The sequence below is a fragment of the Cupriavidus sp. 01T418 genome (assembly GCF_056398885.1).
Genome location: NZ_JBFTQG010000001.1, coordinates 145,758 through 172,007, shown reverse-complemented (window position 1 = coordinate 172,007; position 26,250 = coordinate 145,758). Strand labels below are relative to the sequence as shown.

General features: G+C 64.4%; 23 protein-coding genes. 8 read left to right on the top strand and 15 right to left on the bottom strand.

Going from position 1 to position 26,250, the window contains the following annotated elements; genetic code table 11:
- Window positions 1-38: 38 nt before the first annotated feature.
- The 3 genes from AC1DQ3_RS00790 to AC1DQ3_RS00780 form a co-directional block, all read right to left on the bottom strand.
- On the bottom strand, window positions 39-350 hold the full coding sequence (locus tag AC1DQ3_RS00790; RefSeq protein ID WP_477118262.1) for a hypothetical protein: 312 nt from the start codon (window positions 348-350) through the stop codon (window positions 39-41).
- A gap of 98 nt (window positions 351-448) precedes the next feature.
- Window positions 449-901, bottom strand: a complete 453-nt coding sequence (locus tag AC1DQ3_RS00785) for a DNA-binding response regulator (protein WP_477118261.1) — start codon at window positions 899-901, stop codon at window positions 449-451.
- A 224-nt stretch (window positions 902-1,125) separates the two neighbouring features.
- Window positions 1,126-1,974, bottom strand: coding sequence for a helix-turn-helix transcriptional regulator (locus AC1DQ3_RS00780; protein WP_477118260.1), 849 nt, complete (start codon window positions 1,972-1,974; stop codon window positions 1,126-1,128).
- A gap of 498 nt (window positions 1,975-2,472) precedes the next feature.
- Between AC1DQ3_RS00780 and AC1DQ3_RS00775 the strand changes: the two genes are divergently transcribed.
- Window positions 2,473-4,137 carry a phage integrase family protein gene (locus AC1DQ3_RS00775; RefSeq protein WP_477118259.1) on the top strand — a complete coding sequence of 555 codons (1,665 nt, stop codon included), beginning with the start codon at window positions 2,473-2,475 and terminating at the stop codon, window positions 4,135-4,137.
- Between the two features lie 52 nt (window positions 4,138-4,189).
- Here the strand turns inward: AC1DQ3_RS00775 and AC1DQ3_RS00770 are convergent, their stop codons facing one another.
- Window positions 4,190-5,206 carry a ParB/RepB/Spo0J family partition protein gene (locus AC1DQ3_RS00770; protein WP_477118258.1) on the bottom strand — a complete coding sequence of 339 codons (1,017 nt, stop codon included), beginning with the start codon at window positions 5,204-5,206 and terminating at the stop codon, window positions 4,190-4,192.
- A 2-nt stretch (window positions 5,207-5,208) separates the two neighbouring features.
- Window positions 5,209-5,868 carry an AAA family ATPase gene (locus tag AC1DQ3_RS00765; protein WP_477118492.1) on the bottom strand — a complete coding sequence of 220 codons (660 nt, stop codon included), beginning with the start codon at window positions 5,866-5,868 and terminating at the stop codon, window positions 5,209-5,211.
- Window positions 5,869-6,233: 365 nt separating this feature from the next.
- Here AC1DQ3_RS00765 and AC1DQ3_RS00760 point away from each other — a divergent pair, with 365 nt between their 5' ends.
- The gene (locus AC1DQ3_RS00760; protein WP_006159056.1) at window positions 6,234-6,437 is read left to right on the top strand and encodes a cold-shock protein; all 204 of its coding nucleotides are present in this window, start codon (window positions 6,234-6,236) and stop codon (window positions 6,435-6,437) included.
- Window positions 6,438-6,615: 178 nt separating this feature from the next.
- On the opposite strand, the gene AC1DQ3_RS00755 is transcribed toward AC1DQ3_RS00760, so the two are convergent.
- Both AC1DQ3_RS00755 and AC1DQ3_RS00750 read right to left on the bottom strand, forming a co-directional pair.
- Entirely contained in the window at window positions 6,616-7,710 is a 1,095-nt protein-coding gene (locus AC1DQ3_RS00755) for a replication protein RepA (RefSeq protein ID WP_477118257.1), read from the bottom strand.
- A gap of 1,790 nt (window positions 7,711-9,500) precedes the next feature.
- Window positions 9,501-9,704 (bottom strand): cold-shock protein, encoded by a 204-nt coding sequence (locus AC1DQ3_RS00750; RefSeq protein ID WP_006159057.1) that lies wholly within the window; start codon window positions 9,702-9,704, stop codon window positions 9,501-9,503.
- 838 nt (window positions 9,705-10,542) lie between these two features.
- Here AC1DQ3_RS00750 and AC1DQ3_RS00745 point away from each other — a divergent pair.
- Window positions 10,543-11,013 (top strand): hypothetical protein, encoded by a 471-nt coding sequence (locus tag AC1DQ3_RS00745; protein WP_477118256.1) that lies wholly within the window; start codon window positions 10,543-10,545, stop codon window positions 11,011-11,013.
- 125 nt (window positions 11,014-11,138) lie between these two features.
- On the top strand, window positions 11,139-12,509 hold the full coding sequence (locus AC1DQ3_RS00740) for a sigma 54-interacting transcriptional regulator (protein ID WP_477118255.1): 1,371 nt from the start codon (window positions 11,139-11,141) through the stop codon (window positions 12,507-12,509).
- Window positions 12,510-12,609: 100 nt separating this feature from the next.
- On the opposite strand, the gene AC1DQ3_RS00735 is transcribed toward AC1DQ3_RS00740, so the two are convergent.
- The 7 genes from AC1DQ3_RS00735 to AC1DQ3_RS00705 all read right to left on the bottom strand — a co-directional run bounded on the left by AC1DQ3_RS00735 (window position 12,610) and on the right by AC1DQ3_RS00705 (window position 18,156).
- Window positions 12,610-13,950, bottom strand: a complete 1,341-nt coding sequence (locus AC1DQ3_RS00735; RefSeq protein WP_477118254.1) for a transporter — start codon at window positions 13,948-13,950, stop codon at window positions 12,610-12,612.
- 59 nt (window positions 13,951-14,009) lie between these two features.
- On the bottom strand, window positions 14,010-14,786 hold the full coding sequence (locus tag AC1DQ3_RS00730) for a hypothetical protein (protein ID WP_477118253.1): 777 nt from the start codon (window positions 14,784-14,786) through the stop codon (window positions 14,010-14,012).
- Window position 14,787: 1 nt separating this feature from the next.
- Entirely contained in the window at window positions 14,788-15,480 is a 693-nt protein-coding gene (locus AC1DQ3_RS00725) for a C39 family peptidase (RefSeq protein ID WP_477118252.1), read from the bottom strand.
- 73 nt (window positions 15,481-15,553) lie between these two features.
- Window positions 15,554-16,351, bottom strand: a complete 798-nt coding sequence (locus tag AC1DQ3_RS00720) for a hypothetical protein (protein WP_477118251.1) — start codon at window positions 16,349-16,351, stop codon at window positions 15,554-15,556.
- Between the two features lie 18 nt (window positions 16,352-16,369).
- Window positions 16,370-16,957, bottom strand: coding sequence for a hypothetical protein (locus AC1DQ3_RS00715; protein ID WP_477118250.1), 588 nt, complete (start codon window positions 16,955-16,957; stop codon window positions 16,370-16,372).
- Window positions 16,954-17,274: a hypothetical protein gene (locus AC1DQ3_RS00710; protein WP_477118249.1), complete on the bottom strand. Its 321-nt coding sequence runs from the start codon at window positions 17,272-17,274 to the stop codon at window positions 16,954-16,956. Before AC1DQ3_RS00710 ends, AC1DQ3_RS00715 begins: the two co-directional genes overlap by 4 nt.
- A gap of 696 nt (window positions 17,275-17,970) precedes the next feature.
- Window positions 17,971-18,156 (bottom strand): hypothetical protein, encoded by a 186-nt coding sequence (locus tag AC1DQ3_RS00705; RefSeq protein ID WP_477118248.1) that lies wholly within the window; start codon window positions 18,154-18,156, stop codon window positions 17,971-17,973.
- Window positions 18,157-18,487: 331 nt separating this feature from the next.
- On the opposite strand from AC1DQ3_RS00705, the gene AC1DQ3_RS00700 reads away from it, so the two are divergent.
- From AC1DQ3_RS00700 to AC1DQ3_RS00685, 4 genes are all read left to right on the top strand, one after another.
- Window positions 18,488-19,453 (top strand): YihY/virulence factor BrkB family protein, encoded by a 966-nt coding sequence (locus AC1DQ3_RS00700; RefSeq protein WP_477118491.1) that lies wholly within the window; start codon window positions 18,488-18,490, stop codon window positions 19,451-19,453.
- Window positions 19,454-19,589: 136 nt separating this feature from the next.
- Window positions 19,590-21,164: a peptide chain release factor 3 gene (locus AC1DQ3_RS00695; protein ID WP_477118247.1), complete on the top strand. Its 1,575-nt coding sequence runs from the start codon at window positions 19,590-19,592 to the stop codon at window positions 21,162-21,164.
- A gap of 365 nt (window positions 21,165-21,529) precedes the next feature.
- Window positions 21,530-22,783, top strand: a complete 1,254-nt coding sequence (locus AC1DQ3_RS00690; RefSeq protein WP_477118246.1) for an MFS transporter — start codon at window positions 21,530-21,532, stop codon at window positions 22,781-22,783.
- A 542-nt stretch (window positions 22,784-23,325) separates the two neighbouring features.
- Window positions 23,326-24,210 (top strand): mechanosensitive ion channel family protein, encoded by an 885-nt coding sequence (locus AC1DQ3_RS00685; protein ID WP_477118490.1) that lies wholly within the window; start codon window positions 23,326-23,328, stop codon window positions 24,208-24,210.
- A 165-nt stretch (window positions 24,211-24,375) separates the two neighbouring features.
- Here the strand turns inward: AC1DQ3_RS00685 and edd are convergent, their stop codons facing one another.
- Window positions 24,376-26,202: a phosphogluconate dehydratase gene (edd, locus tag AC1DQ3_RS00680; RefSeq protein ID WP_477118245.1), complete on the bottom strand. Its 1,827-nt coding sequence runs from the start codon at window positions 26,200-26,202 to the stop codon at window positions 24,376-24,378.
- Window positions 26,203-26,250 lie beyond the last annotated feature (48 nt).

Genomic DNA, 26,250 nt, shown 5'->3' with positions numbered 1-26,250 from the left:
CTTGCCGGCCACACCGCCTTGACTGGTGATTGCCTGCTCTAGCCCACGGCCGCTTCATTGCGGCCATCGCATGCCTGCTCGCCCGCCACGACCACGCAGTACTCGTGACGGTCAATCAAGCTCGCCCTGACTGTTTCCAACTGCCGGCGCGCTTCCTGCTCGCCGGCGAAGGTGGCTGCGGCGATGGCCGCCGCTTCGCAGTTGTAGCGCCGGCCATGCAGCTCGCCGCGATAAAGCAGCGGCCCATCGCCTCCGGTCATCAATCTGATTTCGTAGCAGCACGCCCACTTTCCCCGGCCTTCGGGCACGGCGAAACCGCGCACAACCAGGATGTCCATTCCCGCGTCCATACGACCCCCTATGCAACGCGCGGCGGCCGGATTGAGAAAGTATCCCCGGCTTCGTTATCCGCGCGTCTTCAGCATAGTTGGCGACGCCACCGTGCGCCTCATCCCGTTGCCGTAGATCCACCTGAACCGATGGGGGATGGCGCGGGCGCCATGGTGAAGGCTCCGCGGGGGAAGCACTGGCCGCCGGCGCCGACCAGTGCCACTGCTGCGTGCGTCTGCTCGGGCGTGGCCGGCACCGCCAGGCAGCCGCTCGCGCCGCGCCGGGCGGCGTAGCTCGCCAGTGCGGGACCGGGTGCCTGGCACAGGATCAGCCAGCGTCTTGGCGCCAGGCGCGCGCAAAGGGTGTCGACGAGGATCAGCGGATCGGCATCCGTGCCGCTGCAATCCAGCAGCGCGAAAGCCAATGGCGCCGGCGGCATTTCCGCCGCAGGCGCTTCCAGGAGCCATTCGGGAGTCTGTGTGAGTATCGGCGTGAGCGATGGGAGTTCGCGTAGGTGGCGCAGCAGTCCGCGGCGCAACATCATATTGTGGGCAAGCAGGAGCGTTGTCATCGACTCGGATAGACGCGGGTAGGCATCGGGCCGGCAAGCGCTGGGATGATCGCCTATCGCATGCGGTACATGTCAACAGCGTAGCAACTACGACAAGGCGCCGCCTCGTGCGTTTGGATGAGCTGACCCATGCCAACGATCGAGGCGGCTGCGCGCGCCCGAACCCCGCCGGATAGACGGATAGACGGATAGACGGATAGACGGATAGGCGGGGGCCGCGCCGCTCAGGCAGCCACCTGGCAGACGGCGGTGCAATCAACCAGCTGCGCGGCGCCACGAATCGGCGTGGCGGCCGCAGGGCCCGGCCAGCTGAGTTTCGCGCCACGCTGCAATGCCACGTAGACCGCCTCGCCTTTGTTGCGCACGTGAAGACGCTGGTACAAGGTGCACGCATGGGTCTTGGCGGTGGCAACGGAGATATTCAGCAAGCGGCTGACGGTCTTGATCGGATAGCCGCGTGCGAGCAGCGCCAACACCTCGTACTGGCGCTCGGTGATATTGAGCAGATGCGAGCCCACCGAGGGTGTCTCGGGCTCCGGCGCCGCATCGGATGCGCGGCGCAAGGGATGTTGGTTCGCGCTTGCCGCCTCGCCAGGCGCTGCTCGCATGGGCAGCGCCGCTGTTGCGGCAAGGCGTGCCTGCCCGGCAGGCCAGGGCGCGACGCCCTCGGTGCCGCGTGCCGCCTGGGCGCGCGCGGGAAAGCATTCACCATCGGCAAGAACAAGGCGGATCGCCGCGTCGAGCATGTCGGCGCTGCAGGCCTTGGACAGCAAACCGCGCACACTGCCTGGCATTTGACCGCTGATCGACTGGGAGGGGATCTGTTCCGACAATACCAGTACCCGCTTGGGCATCAGTGTCTGGCAGATGTCCGCCAGTTCGTGCCAGCCCGCATCCTGGTCCGGCGGCAAGCCATAGACCAGCAAGTCGGCATGGCAAAGCCATTCGGCAGGATAAGGCAAGGATGTCGGATCAATGTCGACCAGATCGCCGTGGAGTCCCGCTTGAGTCAGCAGATGGCGCAGACCCAGGCGCAGCAGAGGATGTGGCTCGATCAAGAGGATTGTGGCCATGGCCGCTCTCTTTTTTTGTTACTGCACGGCGAGCTCCACGACGACCCGCGCATGCTAACGGAAAGGCCCGCTATGTTGCGGTTGCATTTCCATACGATCCGTCGCGTCTCCAGGCCACGACAGCGAACCCGTCCAGGTCCCTCTGCCCGACTGACCATCCCGTGGAGTCGTCTCGAATCGCCCCGTTTGCGTTGTTTTACGCTTTAGATGTTACTTAATTCAGAGTTAAAGAATTCTAACTCTGGGTAACAGGATATGCAGAGTCGGGGGTGAATGCAAGTGAGGGTTACATCCTTGAAGGCGTGCCGCCAGCGTCATGTGTGCTACCGAACCGCGCGGCTTGAAAAACCTTGACTCGGGCGGTGCAGGGATATCCATATGGATTCCCCGTTATAATTATCGGCATTAAAGTTCACTATGCATTTCTACCCGGACATATTTCGCGACTGCTTAAGTGCCTTATGAATCAATATCTTAGCTGCCCAATGGGGCAATATCATGCAGCCCGGTAAGACCAACCTGAGTCTCACCCGCAGCGAATTTGCCGCCGTCCGGGCGTACGTGCAGGGCATGCCGGCGGCGATGGTGGCGGGGCGCTACCTGGCCGACGATGGCGACGACGACGCCGGTGGCGAGTCCGCCTTGCGCCTGCTGCTCGGCCTGCGCGACCGCATGGTGCAACTGGCCCATCTGCATGGCCGGCAGGACCTGGCGGAATTGCTGGAACTAGGCCCCGGCCGCTCCAACCGTGGCATGGACCGGCGCGTGGAAGCGCTGGCTGAACTGGAAAGGCTGGGCACCGCCCGGCCGCGTGCGGATCATCGCATCGAACTCTGGTTTTCGCCAGCGCTGGCGCGGCGTTTGCGCGCCCAAGAGATATTCAATCTTCATATCTTGATTGAGCTTGCCAATCGCCATGGCGGCGCCTGGTGGCGCTCGGTCCCACGTATCGGCGCGCTCGCCGGTGCGGTCATCAATCATTGGCTGGCCGCTCATCGCGATATGGTCAAGGACGAGCGGGGCGAGCCGCTGCTGCGCGAGCATTTCGGCGCCCAGGGCCGCCTGGCCGAAGCCGTGCTGGGACCGCGCCTGCGCCAGCTCGTGCCGCTGGAACTGATGCGCGAGGAGGTACCAGGTGCGGCAATGGCGATTCAGCCTAATAGTGATTCTAAATGCACTTTTACCGGCGATCTTGCGGCAGTGCGCGCATGGCTTGCGGCCAATCGCGCGCAGCAGAGCACCTGGCTGGCCTATCGCAAGGAAGCCGAAAGGCTCTTGCTCTGGGCGGCGGTTGAGCGAGGCAAGCCGCTGGCGGCGCTGGATCGCCAGGACCGGCTGGATTATTTTGCCTTCCTGCGCAATCCAGGACCCGTCCGGCTATGGGTCGGACCGCGCGCGCCCAGGGAATCCACCGCGTGGCGCCCTTTTACGGGTCCACTGTCGGATAGCAGCGTGCTCCACGCTTCGCGCATCCTGGGGGCGTTGTTCGAGTGGCTGCAAACCCAGGAACATCTTGCGAACCATGTCTGGCAACCCTATACGCAGGCCAAAGCGCGGGCACAACGTGCCGCGGCACCGGCCAGCGTGGGTACCCTGCTCTCGCTCGACTCACTTGCCCGGTTTCTGGAGTGGCTGGCTGTTCAGGGCCAGGACCCGGAAGGCGTCCGGCACCGCGCCGCCGAGGCCGCGGTGCGTTTGCTGCAGGAGCAACACATCGGTTTTGCTGACCTGGCGACATTCACGCGCGACAAGCTCGTTGCCCGCGCGCCGGAGGACGGCCACGGCGCCGAGTCCCTGAGCGCCACGGCACGCATCGCGCTGGAGCGTCATTGGCGGGACCGTGGGCTCGCCTGGGACGGTCAGGCTGGACAAGCCATCGTGCTGGTGGGCCCTCCCCGGCTGCCGCCTACGGGGCGCGCCAGGCGCAAGTCCGACAGGTCACCGGGTGCCGGTTACTCAGTGCGCGGTTTGCATGCGCTGTTGAGCCAGGCCATCGAACGCTACCGGGAAGAGGAAGACGCGGCATTCGCAGCACGGTCCCCGCGTGATCTCGCGGGACGGCGAACCCGCATGAAGCACACTGGCACGAACGCGCCGAATACGGAGATTTCCACCAGTTCCCCGGCCGGGATCATCGATTCCGACACCCCGGCCATCGGATGACCGGGCGGGGACGAGCGCGCTCAGGCGGCCGTCCTTTTTTGACGCTCGGATATCAGCTGGCAGGCTTGTCCAGCCCGAAGCGCACCTTGAGGGCCTCGACCAGGGCTTCGCGCGCGCCGCGATCGCCCACCTGCACGTCCAGCATGACGCGGCCGGAATCCCATTCCTTGATCGTCCCCAGCAACTGGCCGCCGTCGCTCCGGATCTTGTACTGGCGGCTGATTTCCTTGACCTTGCGCGCCTTTCCTTCCTGGGCATGCTTGCGAATGGCCTCGACCTCGCGGCTGGACAGGCCCTCCGTCATGATCCGGGTTGCAAGGTCGCGGGTGCGGTCTTCGCCCGCGATCTTGCAATAGAGCGTCAGTTCATAGCCTGTCGCGATACCAATCGCGCTAGGCCGCTCGCGCATGACACCTAGGACCGACTCCGGGAGCCTTAGCAGTGCCAAGGTCTTGTTGACGGTGCCGGCGGACATGCCGGTCAGCTCGCAGATATCTTCCTCCTTCTGGACCTTGCCCTCATCCAGGAGTTGCCGCCACGCGATCGCATTGTCGAGCGCCGACTGGTCGGAACGTTGTTCGTTGAGCAGGAAGGACAAGCGATAGAAATCGAGATCGCTCAGATTGCTCTCGATGAAGCATTCCATCTCGAGCTTGCCCGCCGACGCCAGCGCGCGCTTACGGTAGTGGCCGTCGATCAGGATGTAGTGGCCTGGCCGCACCGGGTCCGGCGTTGCCAGGCCAGGCGTCTTTTGGCCGTGGGTGGCAATGGAAGCAGCGCGTTCCTGGACCACGACCGGATCGTAGATGCGGCGGGCGTTGAACGGATTATCGTGAAGTTGCGCCAGAGGAACTTTCATCAGGATCCGGCCGCCCTCCTCCTGCTCCGATTCACTTTCAGCGCTGAAAATGGGGCTGGGTTCGCGAGTACGCGCCTGGAGCAAACCATTGGGGTGCTGCGAAATTGCCGCTTCGGCACGGGCAAAGCGGTCGAGCGAGTCGCCCCGCGTTTTTTCGGCTGCCATTCCAGCCAGCATGCCTTCCTTGAGGCTTTTCAATTTTGTTGCCATACCTATTGCTCAATCAAAGACAAGATTTCGTCGACCATCATGTCGACTTCCTGCACGGACTCGCGCGCGCCCGCCACGCCATGCACGGTGCATCCGATCGCCTGGCATTCACGGAACGCCGAGCGCGAACCGATCATGGAGTGCATCAGCGGGACGTCTGAATCGTCGCCCAATATTTCAATGGCCTGGCGCGCAATGGAAACGCGCCGCTGCACCATGTTTGCCATCACGCGGATGCGGAGCGTCTCGTTTTGGACCTGGGCATGCTGCGCCAGCGTCTTGGCCGCCACCGCCGCCCACAGATCGGGCGGGGACGGGACGACGGGAATGATCGCCAGGTCGGAGATCAGCAAGGCGCTTGAGGGCGCCGCCGAGTGCACGGCAGGCGGACAGTCGACCACGATGTAATCGTAGTCCTGGACGAATTTCCTGACCTCCCGGTGCATGGCGCCGCCAGATGGGGCAAGGCCGATCACCGACGCGGGAAAGGGACGTTCGTCGCTGGCCTGCGCGGCCCAGCGGGTGGCCGTTCCCTGCTCGTCCATATCCACCAGCATCGAGCGTGCGCCTCTCAAGCCGAGCGTACCGGCTAGATGCATGCTGACCGTAGTCTTTCCGCATCCGCCCTTCTGGTTAAAGACCGTGATGATTTTAGCTGGCACTACGACCTCTCTTTCAGCGCTGAAAGCGCGATTATCTCTAGCCGCAACTTTAGACAAAGTGACGTGCTGGCTCAACTGTTTTTTGACTTTATATTTTAAATATAAAATTGTGCAAAATATTTCGCGTTATGGAAACAAGAGAATTCCGCTTGAAATGCGGCACGGAATGCGCCTACAGTAACGATAGTGCGTCTTTCGACGCACCTGACACAACTAGACAAACTGGTTATGATGCCCGCTACAGTCGAGTCAAGTCGTGTCACCTCGTTGGCGTCCGTTCGGTAACTACGAGAACTTAGCGTGCTTGAACGGTTGTTAGCGTTGTTAGCGTTGTGTACTAGAACTTGCTTCGAAAGGAAATTCACATGGCAACCGGTACGGTCAAATGGTTCAATGAGACCAAGGGCTTTGGCTTCATTACCCCGGACGACGGCGGTGCGGATCTGTTCGCGCACTTCTCCGAAATCCAGGGCTCGGGCTTCAAGACGCTCAAGGATGGTCAGCGCGTCACGTTTGAAGTAAAGCAGGGCCCGAAGGGCTTGCAGGCATCCGCCATCAAGCCGGCCTGATCTCGCGAATCACGCCGAAATCGCCGACCACGCAAGGCTCCTGAGCCAGCGGCGGTCAGTAAAGCAAAAGGCAAGCGTTTACGCTTGCCTTTTGTGTTTACGGTCTGGGAGACACCCCCACCAACGAAAAAACCCGCGAGATGGATCGTCCCGCGGGTTCGGCATGCCTCGGCCTGCGTCAGGCCAGCTTGCGCACGCTGGTCCGGGAGGGCTGCAGGATCAGTGCCTTGGACGAATCGGCGTCCACCTTGGCGCCTGGATAGACGACCAGCACGTCCTTGAGCGCCTTGCGGAACAGCGCGCGGAACTTCCGCTCGCTCTCGGTCTCCGTGCCGAACTGCATCTGCAGAGCTTCCCAGGGGATCTCCGTGCGGCGCTGGATGGTGAAGAAACGGTAGGTCAGCCACGAGTAAACGTCGAGCGCGAACGGGGACTGCTTGAGTGCCTTCAACGCGCGCATGTCCACCGGAACCGGTCGGTTAACCAGTTCGTTGAAAAACGGCTCGGACAGCACCACGAAACTCTCGAACATGGAGCCCTGACCGGGCTGCATGGGATCCCACCAGGTCGACAGCTGGTCTGCCAGCAGATAGCCAACCCGGTCAATCGAAAGGGGTTCGTGGCTCTGGTTCTGATTCTGGCTGGGCGTGGACTTGTTCTGGACGATCGCAATGGTCGCGGAGAACAGCCGAATCATCTGCTGCCGCACCAGGGTCATGGTGCCGCGTTTGCCGCCTGTGGCCATGGGGATGCCCAGGTTGTACATAAACTCCGACAAGGAGTTGCCAAGTGAAATGCGGCGATCCTCGACGGTACCCGTAAACTCGCCTCGCTTCTTCTTGGCCATGATTTCCTTGCCGATCCAGGCCAGCATAAGGCGAGGATAGGAGCCATAGGGATAGCCAAGCGAAACGGTCTCGGACACCAGTTTCTGGCGGCCGTTGCTCGCTTTTTCGGAGCGCTGCTGGGTGAAATAGCCGGGCTGGATCATCAGCGAGATATTCCCGCTGGTCCGTGTCCACACTGGCGGCGCACCCTTTGGCGCCCGGTAAGGCAAGGTGACTTGCACGCTGGCGCGGCTCAGGAAGCCGACTTCACCGCTTTGCCAGGCATCTTCACGCTCCATGGCCTGGGCTTCGTCAAACAGCCGCTGGAATTTCTCGGACGGAACCAGACTGATCTCGTCGCCGGGAACGATGATGCGGGAGGGCTCACTGTCCATATCGGCTGGACCGCGAGACCCAAGGATGGTCTGGTTGCGTTTGATCGGCATATTGGCGTGCTTCGGAATACCCGACTTTTTACGCGAAGCCACCAGCCTTGTCACGCAGAAACGGGTTCGCTAGACGAATTTCCTGCAATGCCGCGTGTTTTCGGGGTGGAGGGTCTCCCGACTGATCGCATGGTTGCCGGCGGTGGGCAACCCCGCAGGGTTGTCCACGGACGGCAACACATCAGCTACCGGTAAACGATAAGAGTATGGGTTAACTACTTGTAAACCGTATACGGCGCCCCAAGGCCATGATTCTTCAGCGGAAATGTCACCTCGCCGAACCCGATTCTGCGTGGAACCGTACTCGATTCTGCGAAGTGCTGTACCCGAATCTGCGGTATACCGAACCCGTTTCAGCGCAAAGCCCGAACCGGTTTCTGCGGGGATAACTCCTTGTTCCCACAGACTTTTCCACAGCCCTTCGAACCCAAAGCGTACCTGTTTCTGCGCGCCTTGCGGCCTTTTCGTCACGTATACCGGCGAAAACAGGTTTTCGGATAAGTTATCCCCGCAGAATTGGGTACGCAGCCTGTCACGCCAAAGCCGTCCTTCCTGCCGTCCGTACCCAATTCTGCGTAATGGGTGCGCCTGGCATCCCATTTGCGTACCCAATTCTGCGTTGCCGCATTTGAGATCCGCGGCCCGCATCCCGATGCCCACCAAGCGTACCCGTTTCTGCGGCGTACCCAATTCTGCGAACTCCCCCTATCTGGCGCGTCGCGCCGCAGGGCGAACCCGTTTCTGCGCACCCAGCGGACCAACCGATCCAACGTCGCGTACCCGTTTCTGCGTTCTGTGGCACCCTCAAATGCCGGAAAGCGTTGCGACTTCCCATTATACACAAGCTTCTTATTGAAAGCGAGTACTTGCACTCAACATTTGCAAATAAACAAAAGGGTTTTCGGTGCCGTACCCATTTCTGCGTGTTCCCTGGCGGTGGGGGAAATCCCGGCCCGACCAGCCGGCAGGAGGTGGTCATCGTGGCGCACCTGTTTCTGCGAACGGGCAGACACCGCGATTGCGCTCGGGGCGTACCCATTTCTGCGGAAGGGGAGGGTTTCCTTGCCACGGCAAGGATTTGGCGCGGAGGCGGGACACGCTACGGACCCCCTGGCAGGGCGGGACCGCTGCACCGGCGTGCTCAGAATCGCGCTTGCCGGCGTGCGGCGTACCCGTTTCTGCGCGAGTGCAGTGTGTTTGGACTAGTGAGGGTGGGCGGCAAAAAAAAACGGGCGTACCCATTTCTGCGTTGTAGCGTGACGTCAGTGGGATGCTTGCGAAGGGGCTCGGCACCACTTGGTGGAACTCGGGCTGGCTTTTTGCGCAGGGCGTACCCGTTTCTGCGTGCTTGTGCGTCGTGCAGGTGCCGGGAAATGACGTTCGGTCATCGAAACGGGGCCGCACCGAGGTTTGGCGTACCCGTTTCTGCGAGCCGGTTGCGCCTGGGATAGGCTGCCAGCGTCCCGTCGCATGGCTGGATGTGCCCTGGGCGTACCAGTTTCTGCGTGGCGATCTGGGGCCCTAAGGCATCGCTGGTGGCCCAAGGTGCAGTCGAGCGTACCCGTTTCTGCGTGCGGGATGGCGAGCCTTCAGCCGCCCGTGGGCGTGGCTCGCGCTACCTGGTTGCACTGGAACGGCGCCGCCCGGGCCGGCTGTGCGGTGGTGCCGGTGTGCGGGCGACGCATGCAGCGTCCTGCGGCAGGCACGGACGAAAAAAAACCCCGCCTCGAGAGGCGGGGTTTTCCTGACCGGGCACACCCGCGCGGGGTGCCCAATCTACTGCTTACTGCTTACAGCGGCGTGATGTTCGCAGCTTGCAGGCCCTTCGGGCCGTTCTTGACTTCGAACGACACGCGTTGGTTTTCCTGCAGCGACTTGAAACCGTCGGAGCGGATTTCAGAGAAGTGCGCGAAGAGATCGTCACCGCCAGCGTCCGGCTTGATGAAACCGAAGCCCTTGGCGTCGTTGAACCATTTAACGATACCGGTTTGCATGGTATTGCTTTTCCTGGGAAAAATTTAAAAGAAACGGATAGCTCACGCGTATCCGAGCAAAGCAACTCAAGGAAAGGACACCATGGACAACGGAAGTACCATGACGGTGGCTAACGAATGTGCTGTTGCCTCGTCGCTTGAATCTAGCGGGGTTTATACGGCGGATTAGCGTCAGCGTCAAGGTAGGGTGATTCTGGATGTCTGTCAGAATTCACTACAGGCTACCGCGGATGTGGATCATCGCCGCCGTCTTTGTCTTCAAGTTCTCTTGCCTGCCGGGCACTGAGCCAGGCAGGGCAATCGGGAACAGGGCCCAGGCGGTCGCGATCGGGTGGTGACGGCAGGGCGTACCCGTTTCTGCGTGCCCTTGGAGCGAGCCAGGCGCTCTCGTTGCTGCTTTTTTCCAACACAGAATTAAGTGAAAAATGTAAGTGGATAATAACCTTGCAGGACATATTGCATGTAGCAAAGGTCTCATGCGAAAGGATGATATTCGGTTGAGTGCACATAGAGAGGGCTGGACAAACAGGCCCAAATGCACTGAACTAGAGGCGTGGCAGATTGCGGGGCGCTTCAAGGGCGCCCCTTCTTGACTCCGGCGATCCGGGGTCGCGCCGCTGGCGTAGCGTAGCCAGGCCAGGAATAACGACACAAACAAGTCCGCCGCACGCAGATGGCAAGGACTGAACCAGTAGACCATCGTCCAGATGGCTTCGCCACCACGAAAGGAGCGCGCGGACACACGCCCGCCTGATTAGAAAAGCAAACAATAAGATCAAACATAAGTGGTAATCGCGAACGTGTAGTGCCGGGGGTGTTGTTCAACGGGGATCACATCATGACTGCAGGAGAAATCCGGCGACCCGCCATGGGGCCCATCAGCGAGTCCGCCAGCCTGTCCATTCACCGTGCCTGGTTGGCTTTGGGAGAAGCCGCAGCCGAGCCGCCACGCCGAAGCCGCGCCAGCGAACGGGGCGATCCCGCCGCAAGTACCGTCGAAGCCTTCCTGAGCCAGGATGAAGCGCTTCCGCCCTATGTGCGCGCGGCCATCGAGCAGGTGCTGCAGCGTCAGCGTTCGCTGGAAGGCGAGTTGTCCCGCCAGCGCGCGCTGTTGCAGGAGTGGATCCTCAGCCAGCTGACCTACAAGGCGCTCTATTACCGGTACTCGGGCCAGTCGCCGGAGGCACCGCGCAGCGAGTTGACGCACGAGAAGGACGAAGTGCGCCGGCGTATTCGCGACCAGCTCCAGGCCGGTGGCGAGCACAGCGCCATTCTTGGCGAGCAGTCCCGCAGCCTGTCCAATCCGTAATGCCGACATTGCGCGTGGGGGATCCCCCCCAACCGACTCAGCCTGGCCGCAAACAGAGCCCGCATCAGAGCGCGCCCGCGGCGGAAGCTGGAATAGTCACGATGCTCAATGTCAGGGAGAACGCTATGGACCGACTGTGCAAGGCGGCGACACGCACCGCACAGGTGTTGGTCGTATCGCGCCATGAACCCTATGGATTCGATCCGTCCCAGTTCGGGTCTGGCTGGGAGATTCGCCATATCCAGCAGATCCGGGACCTGAGCCGGGTCATACGCGGCAGCGCGCCGATGGCTGGCGTGCTCGACCTCGAGAGCGAATACAGCGATGCCGAGCTGACGCAGCTCGAACAAAGCCTGCAATACCTGCACGTGATGTGGGTGGCGATCACGTCGTCGCGCATGCTGGAAGACGAACGCGTACGCCGGCTGATACGGGACTACTGTGTGGATTACGTACGCACGCCGTTTTCGTTCAGCGAATTGCTGTACACCCTCAAGCATGCGCATGGCATGGCTTGTCTGCACGGCGCGCGCAGCCATGAACTGATCGGCCATGGACCGATGATCGGCGAATGCGCGGTCATGCGGGCCATGTTCCGCTCGCTCGCGAAGGTGGCGCACAACGAGGCGCCGGTCTTTATCTCCGGCGAGTCCGGCACCGGCAAGGAACTGGCGGCGCAAGCCATCCACGAGGCATCGAGCCGGCGCAAAGGCCCGTTCGTGGCGATCAACTGCGGCGCGATCCCGCCGCACCTGGTGCAGTCCGAATTGTTCGGCTACGAGAAAGGCGCGTTCACCGGCGCCAACCAGCGCAAGATCGGCTGGATCGAGCAGGCCCAGGGCGGGACCTTGTTCCTCGACGAGATCGGCGACCTGCCCCTGGAAAGCCAGGTGGCCCTGCTGCGTTTCTTGCAGCAAGGCACCATCACCAGGCTTGGCGGGCACCAGTCGATCCCGCTGGACTTGCGCATCATCTCGGCGACGCACGTGGACCTGGTGGCGGCACAGTCGGATGGGCGCTTCCGTGCCGACCTGTTCCACCGGCTGTGCGTGCTGACCTTGTCGATCCCGCCATTGCGCGAGCGCGGCGAGGACATCCTGCTGCTGGCCAACTCGGTGCTCGCCGAACATGGCCACGAGGCCCACCGGCGCATTCGCGGGTTCGCGCCGTGCTCCACCCAGGCCATGATGCAATACGAGTGGCCCGGCAATGTCCGCGAACTGATCAACCGGGTGCGGCGCGCCATCGTGATGACCGATAACCGCAAGATCACCGCGGAAGACCTGCAGTTGCACGGCGGCAGCGACTCGCCGCGCAAGACCCTGGACGCGATCCGCGAAGAGGCCGAGCGCGAGGCGATTCGTACCGTGATGGCGAGCCACGGCTTCCATGTGGTGCCGGCCGCGCGCGAGCTCAACGTCTCGCGGGTCACGCTGTACCGGCTGATGCACAAGCACAATATCCGTATCGAAGCGCGCCCCGGCGCCGGCGAATAGCGTCGCAGGTGTTTCTGCATGCATCACGGGCGGGCTGCGGCCCGCTTCTTTTTGGGGGGCGCAGAGGCGGCCACCTTGTTCGACGTCGCGCTTGTCTCGCTCAGAACGTATAAGGGAAGCGCAGCGTCACGGTGTAGTTCGCCGCGTCGGGTGTCAGCCCGAGGCCAACCGCGGCGCTCACCGACCAGCCTTTGGTGATCACGTGATTCAGGCCGAAGGTCATGGTTGCCACATTGGTACGGCTGCCGATCACCGTCTGCGTCACGCCGGCGGTGGTGACCTGTGTGCTGCCCGAGAGGGCGGCATTGAAGGCCAGCGACATCGACGTGCGGTCGTTCAGGGCGAGCGCGAGGCCGCCGCCGAATCCGATCGTGTCGCCCAGCTTGACATCGGCTGGCGTGACCTGCCCCTGCACGGAAGAAATATCGCTCACCGAGCGGCTGATGTTGTACGTGTAGCTGGCATTCACGAACAGCACCACCGGGTCGTAGGTCTTGAGCAGCGACAGGCCGGCCGTGACACCCCATACGCCATTTCCGGTGGGCAACTGGTCGGCGATGATCAGATTGTTGTTGCTGGGATTCGCCGACACCAGCTTGATGCCGAACGGCGAGCGCCCGGTGGGCGCGCGTACGCGGATGCTGCCGACGACGTCGGGCGCCGCGCCGCTCTCGCGCAGGAACTGGTAGTACAAACCCATGCTGATGTCGCCCAGCGCTGTCGTGGTGAGCGTGGCGTCGGACAGGTTCGAGGCGGAACCGCCCGCCCCGCCGTTGAGGAAGTTGGTATTGCGGTAGAGAACCGGCAGGTCGAAATCCATCGAGAAGCGGTCGGAGAGGCCATAGCGCGCAATGGTGTCGTAGGTGAGCGTGTGCGACTTGGTCTGGTTGAGATTGATGGTGCCGAGGAAGATGGCATCCAGCGCCAGGAAGCCGGACAGCGACAGCGCGCGCCGGTCGTAGTAGCTGTAGATGAAGCCGGTATCGATCGTGAGGCGCCGCTCGAACAGCGGCGCGTGCTCGCTCTGGAAGACCAGGTCCTTGCTTTGCACGCGCACCTGCTGCTGGGTTTCGCGCGCATCCGAGCCGACTACCGGGGTATCGCCGACGGGCGTTGCCGTGGCCGCGGCGGCCGCTACGGGCTTGGCAGGACTGGCTTCCTGAGCCAATGAGGGAACGCCGGCGGCGGATACGGCACCGCCAGCGTTCCCCTCGGCACTGCTCCCCGTTCCCACTGCCACCCCCCGCCCGCGCGCCCCGACCATTTCCAGGTCGTTCAGGCGCCGTTCGAGAGCCTTGATGGTCTTTTCCTGTTGCTCGACCAAATGCGTCAGCCGTTCAATCCGCTCGTCCGCGCTGGGCTGGGCGCTGACCTGGGCCCACGCGCCAGCGGAGATCAGCGTACCCGCCAGGGTACCCAGCAGAGCGAATTCTTTCTTCATCTTTCCCCCCGGAAATCTGAATCAGCGCGATGCGGGTGCGCCAGCCCTTGCATGGTGGATTATCGTCGCATCGCTGCTATCGCCGCCAGTGCGTCCCGCATGCTGGATTGCGTTAGTTGCCGGGTACTCAGTTGCTGCACCTGCAGCGTGATGTTGGTGAGGTTGAACACTTGCTGCGCGTCGCCTGTGATGCGCGCGGTCTGCATCAGGCTGCCTGCCTGCGCGTTCTGCAAGGCGCTGCCTGCCGCCGACTGGATGGCCACGGAAACGCCACCGCCCGGCGCGAGCGTTGCGCTGGCGGTGATGCCGTTGCCTTGGGCCATTTGCGGTGCCGGGGTGCTGCTTGCCACCGTCGCCTGGATGGGCGCGGTCTGGGTCGTGATGGTACTGACGTTGCTGGCCGAGTTGCCGTCTCCAGCGATCTGCGTGACCTGGCCTACGCCGGCCACCTGCACCGCGGAGCTGGCGACCCCGCCATTGCCCCGCACGGTGCCCGGCGCCAGCCTCTGCACCCGCGCCGACAGGTTGGCGCTGGCGTGGGCAACCGCCCTGCCGGCGGCCAGGTTGGCGGCTGCCACGCGCGCGCTCGCCGTGGCGATCGCCGTGTCGTTCTGCCAGCGCGAGACCATCTCCACCACGAAGCCGCTGACCAGGCTCGCACCCAGGTATTTGCCGCGCACGCCTGCCAGTTCGTCGTCAGCGACAAGCTCTGCCATGACCGGCGAGGCAACCACTTCGTTCAAGTCGTCGATTGCGGAGGCGCGGGCGAAGCCCGGTGCGGTCAGCGCCACGCCGGCCGAGCAACTCAGGCAGAGGAGGCGAAGCGCGCGGGCCATGTCAGAAGTAATCCATCCGGATCAGGCCAAAGTCCAGCGCCGCCGGCACCATGCCCCCGGCCAGCGCGGCGTTGGTCCGGTCGCGCAAGGCGGGCGCGGCGATATTGAGCAGCGGCGAGTTCGGGTCGAACGGCCGGCCGACGATGGCGAACACCAGCCCATTCCAGTTGGCGGCGAAGTCCTCCTCCTTGATGATGCGGTTGCCCAGGGCCGGATCGGCAACGAACACGCGACCGTCGATCGCCTTGCGCACCACCACGAAATGCAGGTAGCCGTTGACGTCGAGCAAGGTGATGACCGGGATCTTGAGTTGGCGCAGGGCGCTGTAGTCCACGCGAAAGCCCCGTCCGCGCAGGCCCAGCGTCTCGACGTAGTTGCGCATGTCGAGCATGGAGAAGCCGTTCTTGACCACGGTGTCGGCGTCGGAGATGCGCAGCATGTCCTCGACGATCCTGGGCTCGGCCAGGTCAAAGCCGTAGCCATAGCGCAGCAGCGTGCCGACCGCGGCGGCGCCGCAACTGAAATCAAGCTGCTGGCGCATCATGTTCTGGTAGCGCATCTCGAGCATGCTCTTGACGGGCTTCCTGAGCATCGGCTGTCCGTCGATGTCGATCGTCATCGTGCTTTGACCGTAAGCACCGAATGCCGCTGCAAGCAGCATGCATGCCCCGGTCACGCGGAATAGCGCGCGCATGACATTGCCCCCCCTTGGGTGGATTGAGCCGGTATCCCCCGGGTACCCGGCGCTCTCGCCGCGTTTGTGCTGCTCAGTGGGTCGCGGCGGAAATCGCGAGCCCGTTGCTCTGTGCGTTGCCGGCACCGGCAGCAATATTGACGCCGATGTTCCCCACTGCGTTGACCAGGGCGCTGCCATTGAGCGTGGCGGCGTTGCTCGGCCGGCAGCCGCACATCGACAAGTCGTTGCCGTAGGTAGTCTGGTCGTTCGAAGCCGTGGCCTTGGCCAGCACACCGACCGGCTGCCCGCCGCCGCGGCCGCCGCCCGTATTGACCGAAGCCGCCAGCGCATTGCTCTGCAGGTTGCCGGCGCCGGCTGCGATGTTCACGCCGACGTTGCCCTTGGCGCCGGCCAGCATGTTGTCGCCCATGCTGGCGCTGTTAGTGGCGCCGGCCATGTGTACGCCGTTATCCCCGGTCTTCTGGCTGGAGAACACCTGCGCCGAGGCGAACACGTCCGACGCGTCGATGCTGGCCAGTGCGGCCTGGTTGGATTGGCCGTTCCCCGCCCCCGCGGAGATATTCACGCCGATATTGCCCTGCGCATTGAACAGCGCGTTGCCGCCGCCGGTTGCGCTATTGCTGGACGGGCCGATGCGCACATTATTGTCGCGCGCGCTTTGCTGGCTGTTGACCACCGCGCCCGACTCGGACTTGAAGTGGATGTCTCCCCACGCAAAGCCGAAACCACGGACATAGATGTCGTTGCTGATGGCGGTCTGGCTAAAGATGTCGGCATCGTCCGGCCGATCGAAATAGCTGAAGCCTCCCGCGAACGCGCTGGAGGAGAGTGCAACCATCGCTGCGATGGCGAGGATTTTCGTTCTCATGATTTTCTCCTTCCCTGCTTAGAAAAAAGTGCCCGCCGGGGGACGGAGCACAAAAACATTGGACGAGATATTCCCCGATCCTGCCGTCTGGTTCAGCTGCACCAGGCCCGTCGCGTTGCGGTAGGCATCCGGCTGGATGACTGCCTCGCGGGGTCCCGATGCTTGGCCCGCTGAACCCGGGCGACTCCCTCCGGCCGATTCCGCGGCGAGCAAGCCGTCGGAGATGGCTTCGATCCTTACGCTGGCCACGGGCGCCAGCACTGCCGAGTTGCTTTGCAGGTTGCCGTTGCCGCTGGCCACGTTGGCGCTCAGCAGCCCGTTGCCATTGGCGAACACGCCGCCGCCGATCTGGCTCACGGCGCCGCCCGCGGGAACGGTCGCGCCCGCTTGCTGCCGCAACTGCACTGCGGCGTTGCCGTCCGCGATGGCGGCCTGGTTGCTTTGCGCATTGCCGCTGCCCGCCGCCACGTTCACGGCGGCGCGCCCGGCAACGCCGGCGAGCGCGCCGGTATCGATGCGGGTGCTGTCGGTGCCTCTGTCTTGGGCGTGGGATGCCAGGCAGGCTAGCATCAGGCTGGCCAGAAGGCCGGCGTGGGTGCGGGTCATGGCCGGCCTCCCACGGCGAGCGGCGCCAGTCCGCGCAGCAAGGCGCCGCTCATGTTGCCGGTAGCTTGCGCGACCTGGCCGGAGATGCCGCCCGAGACGCCTGCGGCGCCAATGCCGTTGGCCAGGCCTTCGATCTGACTGGACACCACGGCCAGCCGCCCGGTGGCAGACTGGCTGGCGCCGGGCACGGCGGTGCCGCCGGTGCTGCGCCCCACCGCGGCAGCGAGATCGCTGTCGGTCAGGTCGCTCGCCACGGCGGCGGTGGATTGCTGGAAACGCACGGACGGAAACGGCTCGACAGCCGCTGCTATCGGCATGTCCCCCTGCGGAATGCCGCGATAGGCAATGCGCGGTTCGACGCTTCGCAGAACGACGATGTCGCCTGGATCTGCAATCGCGGGGAAGGAAGCAACGGCGGCGACAAAAGCTGCAAGACCGAGGGCGCAGGCCGCGCCAGTCGATGCGAGCGCCTTCGTGCCGTCATTCGTGCTGGCGGCTGACGCATGGCAGAACTCACTCCCGCGTTGTAGGACTCGTCGCGTCATTTTTATATTTCTCCCTGCCAGAAAGAGAGCGACAAGCGTGCCAATACCCTGGAAGCCAGTGCTGGCAAGGGTTTGCGGGTGTCATGCAGGCACGCGCGGAAGTTCCCCGCAAGGGGGGAGCATTTTGGTTACAGCACTGAAACATGCTGTTGGCCGCCGGTCCGGCAGTAAGCTACTGCCGATTCCCCGCACTGCCATGATGCAGCAGGCGCGATGGCACGCCATCTGCGCCCGGACGGGCAGGCTGGCGCTGGTTGCATCGCTGTTACAGGGCCGCGGGCGGCTGGATTGCCCGCTTGCGCTCGATGCCGGCCGCTTTGTGCTCCGCAGCGCCCGTTTGCGGTGCGCGACGCCGCCTGGAAGGCGCGCTGGTCGCTACGCAGAAACGGGTACGCCCTGACCTTGCAGCAGCATGGAATCGGCGGCAGCGCCAGCCGGCCATATGCGGTTGCGAAGCTGTAGACGTGCTCAGGCTGTCGTGCCTGGCAGGACAGGCGCGACGGCGCGCGCCGGTGGCCTGGCGTCGGCGCTGTCCTCGAGTCCGCTGGAGATCGGCTTGGGACCTGGCTGGCTGCGTTCGCAGCCGGTGGCGGCGAGCAAGCCGACGGTCAAAAAGACGGCGGTGCCAAGACGGCGGATGGTCTTCCTGTTCATGGTGCCTCCTTACGACTGTCAGAAGGTTGCGCGCTGGAGGGCGGTGCTTGCACGGTGGTGATTGCGCTCAACGGTCCGGTGGCGCCCCTTGTCCGTCTTTCAGTCTAGCCGCTTGTGCCGGGATCGGGCCGAAAGCGGTCCGAAGCGGTCCGGAAATGGTCCGGAAACGGCCCTGATGCCTGCCGCGAACGGCATGGTGGCGGCTTGGGCAAAGCGCGCGCCGGGCTGTATCATGAACCTTGGCGCGCACAGCAAGACGGGAGATGACTGCATTGGAGTCTCACAATGACGGGATTCACGCGTGAATCCGGCAGATTCCCCTGACCGGTCCCTGGACCGCAAGCCTCCCGGTCAACGTCCGCGCCGCTGTGCCCAATGGCTGCCCGATCGCCATACGGCCGGGCGCACGGTCAGCGTGGTGGTGGCCGCGATACTGTCGTGGCTTGCGCACCGTGCCGCCAGCAAGGGCGCGGCGCTGTCCTTCTATATGCTTTTCTCGCTGGCGCCGATCCTGGTGCTGGTGATCTCCATCGCTGGCATCTTCTTCGGCGCGGAAGCGGCGCGTGGCGAGATATTCGCACAGATCGAAGACCTGGTCGGATCCCAGGGCGCGGCCGCTGTCCAGGAAATCCTGGCCGCCACGCATCGTGCCGGCGGCAGCAGGGTGGCGGCCGCGATTGCCACCGGCATCCTGTTCGTCGGCGCCACCAGCGCCTTTGCCGAGCTCAAGGGCAGCCTGGACGAGATCTGGGAAGCATCCGTGCCGCACAGCGCCGGCTGGCAGCAATTGCTGCGCGCGCGGTTGCTGTCGTTCAGCCTGGTGCTGGTGCTGGGCTTCATGCTGCTGGTGTCGCTGATCGTCAATGCCGCGCTGGCCGTGATCGACCGCTTCTGGGGGCAGCTATGGACGCAATCGTGGTTTGCGCCGGTCGCGGAGGCGATCTCCACGGCATTTTCCTTTGGCGTCGTGACCCTGTTGTTCGCCGTGATCTTCAAGATGCTGCCCAACGCGCGCATCGCCTGGCGCGATGTGATCATGGGGGCGGTCATTACCGCAGTGCTGTTTGCGGTGGGCAAGCGGCTGATCGGCCTCTACCTGGGCAATAGCGCGGTGGCTACCTCTTACGGCGCGGCCGGCTCGGTGGTGGCGCTAATGTTGTGGGTGTATTATTCGGCACAAATTTTCTTTTTCGGGGCCGAGCTGACGCGGCAGTACGCGCTCCAGTTTGGCAGCCTGAGAGGGCAAAGCGGCGGCGCGCCGCCCGATCCGCGCGCCGCTGGTCCCGCGAACCGGTAAAATACGGCCCGATTCCCTTCGTGCATGCCCGCAGTGCCCGGCCCCCGACCGCAAGCTGATGGTCGCGCCGGCCCCTGGCGCCGGTCCGCTGCGCCCCGGGCCCTTATTTCATCTTCTGTCTGCCGAATCCACTGCCGTGAGCTCGCTCGTATCCGAAATTGCGCGTCGTCGCACCTTTGCCATCATTTCGCACCCTGACGCGGGTAAGACGACCCTGACTGAAAAACTGCTGTGGTTCGGTGGCGCCATCCAGGTCGCGGGCGAAGTCCGCGCGCGCAAGGCCGACCGCCACGCCACCTCCGACTGGATGGAGCTGGAAAAGCAGCGCGGCATTTCGGTGACCTCTTCGGTGATGCAGTTCCCCTACCAGGAGAACATCATCAACCTGCTTGACACGCCGGGCCACGAGGACTTCTCCGAAGACACCTACCGCACGCTCACCGCGGTGGACTCCGCGGTGATGGTGATCGACTCGGTCAACGGCGTGGAAGCGCAAACCATCAAGCTGCTTAACGTCTGCCGCCTGCGCGACACGCCCATCATCACCTTTATCAACAAGCTGGACCGAGAAGGCCGCTCGCCCATCGAACTGCTCGACGAGATCGAGGACGTGCTGAAGATGCAGTGCGCGCCGATGACGTGGCCGATCGGCATGGGCAAGTCGTTCCGCGGCGTGTACCACCTGATCGACGACCGCGTACAGCTGTTCGATCCGCACGGAGACAAGGGCACCTCGGCCATCGTCCAGGGCCTCGACAATCCGGAGCTGGACCGCGTGCTGGGCAGCCAGGCGGAAGAACTGCGCATTGAGATCGAACTGGTGCGCGGTGCTTCCCATGCCTTCGACAAGGACGCCTTCCTCGGCGGCAAGCAGACGCCGGTGTACTTCGGTTCGGCCGTCAACAACTTTGGCGTGCAATCGCTGCTCGACGCACTGTGCGTGCTGGCGCCGCCGCCGCAGGCGCGCAATGCCGAATCGCGCGTGGTGGAGCCGCAGGAGCCCAGGTTCACCGGTTTCGTGTTCAAGATCCAGGCCAATATGGACCCGCGCCACCGCGACCGCATCGCCTTCGTGCGGGTCTGCTCGGGCCGCTTCGAGCGCGGCATGAAGCTGCTGCACGTGTCCACCGGCAAGACCATGGCAATCAATAACGCGATCACCTTCATGTCGCAGGACCGCAATACGACCGAAGAGGCGTACGCCGGCGACATCATCGGCGTGCCCAACCATGGCACCATTCGCCTGGGCGATGTGTTCAGCGAAGGCGAATTGCTCAAGTTCACCGGCATTCCGTCGTTCGCGCCAGAGTTCTTCCGCCGCGCGCGCCTGAACAACCCGCTGAAGGTCAAGCAATTGCAAAAGGGCCTGCAACAGCTGGCCGAAGAGGGTGCCACGCAGATGTTCCGCCCGATCGCTTCCAATGACCTGGTGCTGGGTGCCGTGGGCATCCTGCAGTTCGACGTGGTTGCGCATCGCCTGGAGCATGAGTACGGCGTCGACGCGATCTTCGAATCGCACGATTGCGCTACCGCGCGCTGGCTCAAGGGGGATCCCGCGGAGATCGAGAAGCTGATCGAGAAGGCCGGCCACAACGTCGCGCTCGACGGCGCGGGCGATCACGTCTACCTGGCGCCCAGCATGGTCAACCTGCGCCTGACGCAGGAGCGCTTTCCCAAGCTGCAGTTCATGGAAACACGCGAGATCGTCTAAGCCTGCGTTTTGCGCTGCGCCGCCGGGGCGGTGCAGCTCAGCCCACGCGCAGCAGGAAGTGCAGGACCAGCGCCCGGCCCGAAGGGCAGCGCCGCGCGGCGTGAGGCCGGTCGGCCGTCTGCCGGCAAGCGGCTTTCGGCGCTGAAAGCACCAGCAGCTTGCGGCGTGCGCAGACAAGGTCAGGCAAAGCAGCGCGGCACCGATAGCGGAGCCGGTGGGTTTGAGGGTGGGATAGAATCCGACACTTGCGGGAACTGGCCTGGGCAATGTCCCGGCAGCAACGCTGCCGGGTTTTGGCCGCCAGGCGAGCAGTTTCAGACGCTTTTCCAGGTTTCCCGCCGCCCGTCCCGTCATCACCGCCATTCATGCCCACCCCTGCCACCGTTCCGGCCACCGAGCCGGGCTCCGTCTTTCGCGACCCTTCGTTTCGCCTGTTCTGGTTTGCGCGCCTGTGCACCACCATCGGTTACCAGATCTTTACGGTGGCGGTGGGCTGGCAGATGTACGACCTCACACGGAATCCCTTCATGCTCGGCATGGTGGGCCTGGTGCAGTTTCTGCCCTCGGTGCTGCTGCTGCTGGTGTCCGGCCATGTGGCCGACCGTTTCGACCGGCGCCTGATCGTGCGGACCTGCCAGACGCTGGAAACGCTGCTCGCGGTGTCGATGGCGGTGGCAAGCTGGAAGGGCTGGATCGCGCGCGATCACATCTTCGTCTTCGTGGCCATGATCGGCGCCACCCGCGCATTCGAGACGCCGACCCTGCAGGCGCTGCTACCCAGCGTGGTCACGCCGCGCCAGTTTCCGCGCGCGGTGGCCTTGTCCAGCTCCGCCACACAGACGGCCATCATCATCGGCCCCGCGCTGGGCGGGTTTGCCTATGTGGCCGGCCCGGGCGTGGCTTACGCCATCAGCGCCGCGCTGTTCGCCGTGGCCGCCTGCCTGGTGAGCGCGCTCAAGCTGCGCCAGGCCGTGCAGCGGCTGACCACGCCGGTCAGCATCGCCACGCTGTTCGCCGGGGTTGCCTATATCCGCAGCCGCCCGGTGCTGCTTGGCGCGATCTCTCTGGATCTGTTCGCCGTGCTGCTGGGGGGCGCCACCGCGCTGTTGCCCATCTATGCGCGCGACATCCTCCACACCGGGCCCTGGGGCCTTGGCCTGCTGCGCTCGTCGCCCGCCATCGGCGCGCTGGCGACCGCACTGTGGCTGGCGCACCATCCGATGAACCGCCGCGTGGGACGCGTCATGTTCGGCGCGGTGGCCGTGTTCGGCGCGGCCACCATGGTGTTCGGCATCTCGCACTGGCTGCCGCTGTCGATGGCGGCGCTGGTCACGCTGGGCGCCTCCGACATGATCAGCGTGGTGGTGCGCACCACCCTGGTCCAGCTGGACACGCCTGACGATATGCGCGGGCGCGTGGGCGCCGTCAACTCCGTGTTCATCGGCGCGTCCAACCAGCTTGGCGAGTTCGAGTCGGGCGTCACGGCCGCGTTGCTAGGCCCGGTGGGCGCGGTGCTGCTGGGCGGCGTCGGCACGCTGGTGGTGGTGGCGGTCTGGATGCGCCTGTTCCCCGCGCTGGCTTCGCGCGACCGCTTGCACGATCACCCCGCGACAGCCTGAGCGCCGGCGGGCAGCCCTTGCGCTGCCCGCGCACCAAAAGCGTACCCGATTCTGCGTGCCAACCTTCGCCGGTCTGGTGCCGGGATGCACAGCGTTTATCCGGCGGCGTCGACGCCAGCCTGATCACAGGACTGCCCGCAGAAACGGGTACGCCGGACCTGCGCACCCACGGCGATTGGCTCGGCCATGCTTGCGCTGTTCGCCGGGCGTGGGCGGCAGTCGCTGGATCTGTCGCTCCCGTTCACAGCCTGACCCCGTTCCCGAGCGTACCAACCTCTTCCGTACCAATTTCTTCCATTCCGACGCGGGCGCGGCGGTCAGTGCCGGCGCACGATGTGCGCGTGGCGTTGCTTTTACTTTTGGTGCTGGTTCCTAACATGGCTATTAGCGCACTTGTTTGTCCGTGCTTGTGCAACTTGCCGGGTTGCTCACCGTCTATATTCAGGGTTCAGAGCGGGCCTGGGTGCATCGCCGGCGCGACGACGCTGCATCGCGAGCCGCGCATGACCCGTCTTTCCAATCCGATCGCCGGAGCCGAATATATGGATTTCAACTTCATCGAGCCCAGAAAACTGGAAGCGGCCTGGAACTACCTGCTGCAAGTGGTGGTGCAGCAAGGCCTGAACTGCATCGCCGCAGTCCTGATCCTGATACTGGGCTGGTGGATCTCGGGCCGTGCCCGCGCCGCCGTGATGCGCGCATTCGACCGCCCGCGCGTGGATGCCACCCTGCGCCCGATGCTGGCCAGCCTCGTGCAGTGGGTCGTGCGCGTGATTACCGTGGTGCTGGTGCTGTCGCAGTTCGGCGTGCAGACCGCCAGCATCATCGCCATGCTCGGCGCCGCCGGCCTTGCCATCGGCCTGGCGTTGCAGGGCACGCTGCAGAATATCGCCGCGGGCATCATGCTGGTGCTGCTGCGGCCGTTTCGCGTGGGCCAGTACATCGATGCCCAGGGCGTGGCCGGCACGGTGCGCGAAACCGGGCTGTTCATGACCGAACTGACCACCGCCGACGGCATTTGCCTGCGCGTGCCCAACGGCAAGATCTGGGGCAGCGCCATCACCAACTACAGCGAGAACCCCACCCGCCGCCTTGAAATCGAGGTCACCGTCACGTTCGGCGCCGACATCCAGGCCGCGCTCGATGCGCTGCGCGCCATGCTGGCGGCGGAGGGGCGCTTGCTGGCGGACCCGGCCGGCGAAGTCATGGTGGTCAACTACGCCGCGCAGGGCGTTACGCTCAACGTGCGCTGCTGGGTTGCCGCCGGGGATTACTGGAGCGTGCGCTATGCTTTCTACCACCGCATCAAGCTGGCGCTGGAGGCCGCCGGCTGCCCGATCGCGGTGCCGGTGCACGAGTTGCACATGCCCGACGATGGGCAACCGCAAGCGCCCGAGACGCCGGATCCCGCTCCCCGTTTGCGCTGACGCCACAACCCGGCGGGTCCTTGCGACTACGTCACCGGCGGGCTGGACGACGCGCTATCCAAACGCACCACGCTGTATGGCGCGATGACGTGTCGCCACAGCCAGTACACGATGGCGGCACCGGCCTTGGCGCTGGCGTCAGCCACAGTCTCCAGGCCGCGCGCTTCAGCCTTCCTCCGCGAACAGCGAGCACGCTCCTGCCTCGGCGGTGCTGACATGGCGCCGGAAATTAGCGAACAGGTCGCGTCCCACGCCGTGCCGGTTGGCGCTGAGATCGGGCGGCGTCACGTCGCGCGCGGCCCACTCCGCTTGCGGCACCAGCACCGTCAGCACGCCCGCGTTCGCATCCACGCGCATCGGATCGCCGTCGCGCACGCGGGCGATGCCGCCGCCGCTCAAGGCTTCGGGGCAGACGTGGATGGCGGCGGGCACTTTGCCCGAAGCGCCGGACATGCGTCCATCCGTTACCAGCGCCACATGGAAGCCCCGATCCTGCAGCACGGTCAGCGTGGGCGTGAGCTTGTGCAGTTCGGGCATGCCGCAGGCGGCCGGTCCTTGCCACGGCAGTACCGCGATAAAGTCGCGCTCCAGTTCGCCGCGCTTGAAGGCCTCGATCAGCGCGTCCTGCGTGCGGAAGACCATCGCGGGCGCCTCCACGACATGGTGCTCCGGCTTGACCGCCGAGATCTTGAGCACGGCGCGGCCGATATTGCCGTCGAGCAGCTTGATGCCGCCCTCGGGCGCGAACGGCTGGCCGGCGGGCCGCACGATGCTGTCGTCCAGCGGCACTTCGGGTCCGTCGATCCAGGTGAGCTTGCCATCGCGCAGCACCGGCTCGCGGGTGTAGTCCGCCAGCCCTTTGCCCACTACGGTGGTGACGTCGTCATGCAGCAGCCCTAGCTGCAGCAGGCCGCGAATTACCACGGGCAGGCCACCGGCCGCCTGGAACTGGTTCACGTCCGCGCTGCCATTGGGGTACACACGGGCCAGCAGCGGCACCACTTCCGACAGTTCAGCGAAATCGTCCCAGCCCAGCACAATGCCCGCCGTGCGTGCCATCGCCACCAGGTGCAGCGTATGGTTGGTGGAGCCGCCGGTAGCCAGCAGGCCGACGATGCCATTGACGAAGGCGCGCTCGTCGAGCACGTCGGCCACTGGCGTATAGCGCTCGCCGCCGTGCACCAGCCGAAGCGCCTGCCGCGCCGATTCGCGCGTAAGCGCCTCGCGCAGCGGTGTGTTGGGATTGACGAAGGCGGTGCCGGGCAGGTGCAGGCCCATGATCTCCATCAGCATCTGGTTGGAGTTGGCGGTGCCGTAGAAGGTGCAGGTGCCGGGGCCGTGGTACGACTGGCTCTCCGCCTCCAGCAATTCCGCGCGGCTGATCTTGCCCTCGGCATAGCGCTGGCGCACGCGGGCTTTCTCCTCGTTGCCGATGCCGGTGGTCATGGGCCCGCCGGGTACGAAGATGGCCGGCAGGTGGCCGAAGGACAGCGCGCCCATCACCAGCCCTGGCACGATCTTGTCGCACACGCCAAGGTACAGCGCGCCATCGAACATCTGGTGCGACAGCGCCACCGCCGTGGACAGCGCAATCACGTCGCGCGAGAACAGCGAGAGATCCATGCCGTCCTGGCCTTGCGTCACGCCATCGCACATGGCCGGCGTGCCGCCGGCAAACTGCGCGGTGCCGCCCGCTTCCAGCGCGGCTTCCTTGAGCCATTGCGGATATTCCGCCAGTGGCTGGTGGGCCGAGAGCATGTCGTTGTAGGACGAAACGATGGCGAGGTTGGGGCGCTCCTGTGCCTTCAGGCGGATCTTGGCCTGCTCCGGCATGGCGGCAACGGCGTGCGCCAGGTTGGTACACGAGAGTTGGGCGCGTTCCACCTTCTGTCCCGCCATGGCGCGGGTGCGGTCCATGTAGGACTGGCGGGTGGCGGCACTGCGCGCCACGATGCGGGCGGTGACCCGTTCCAGGACTGGATGACTTGGCATGGGGATCTCCTGCGTGGGAATGTTTTTTTCAGCCTAGCGCACTTTGGG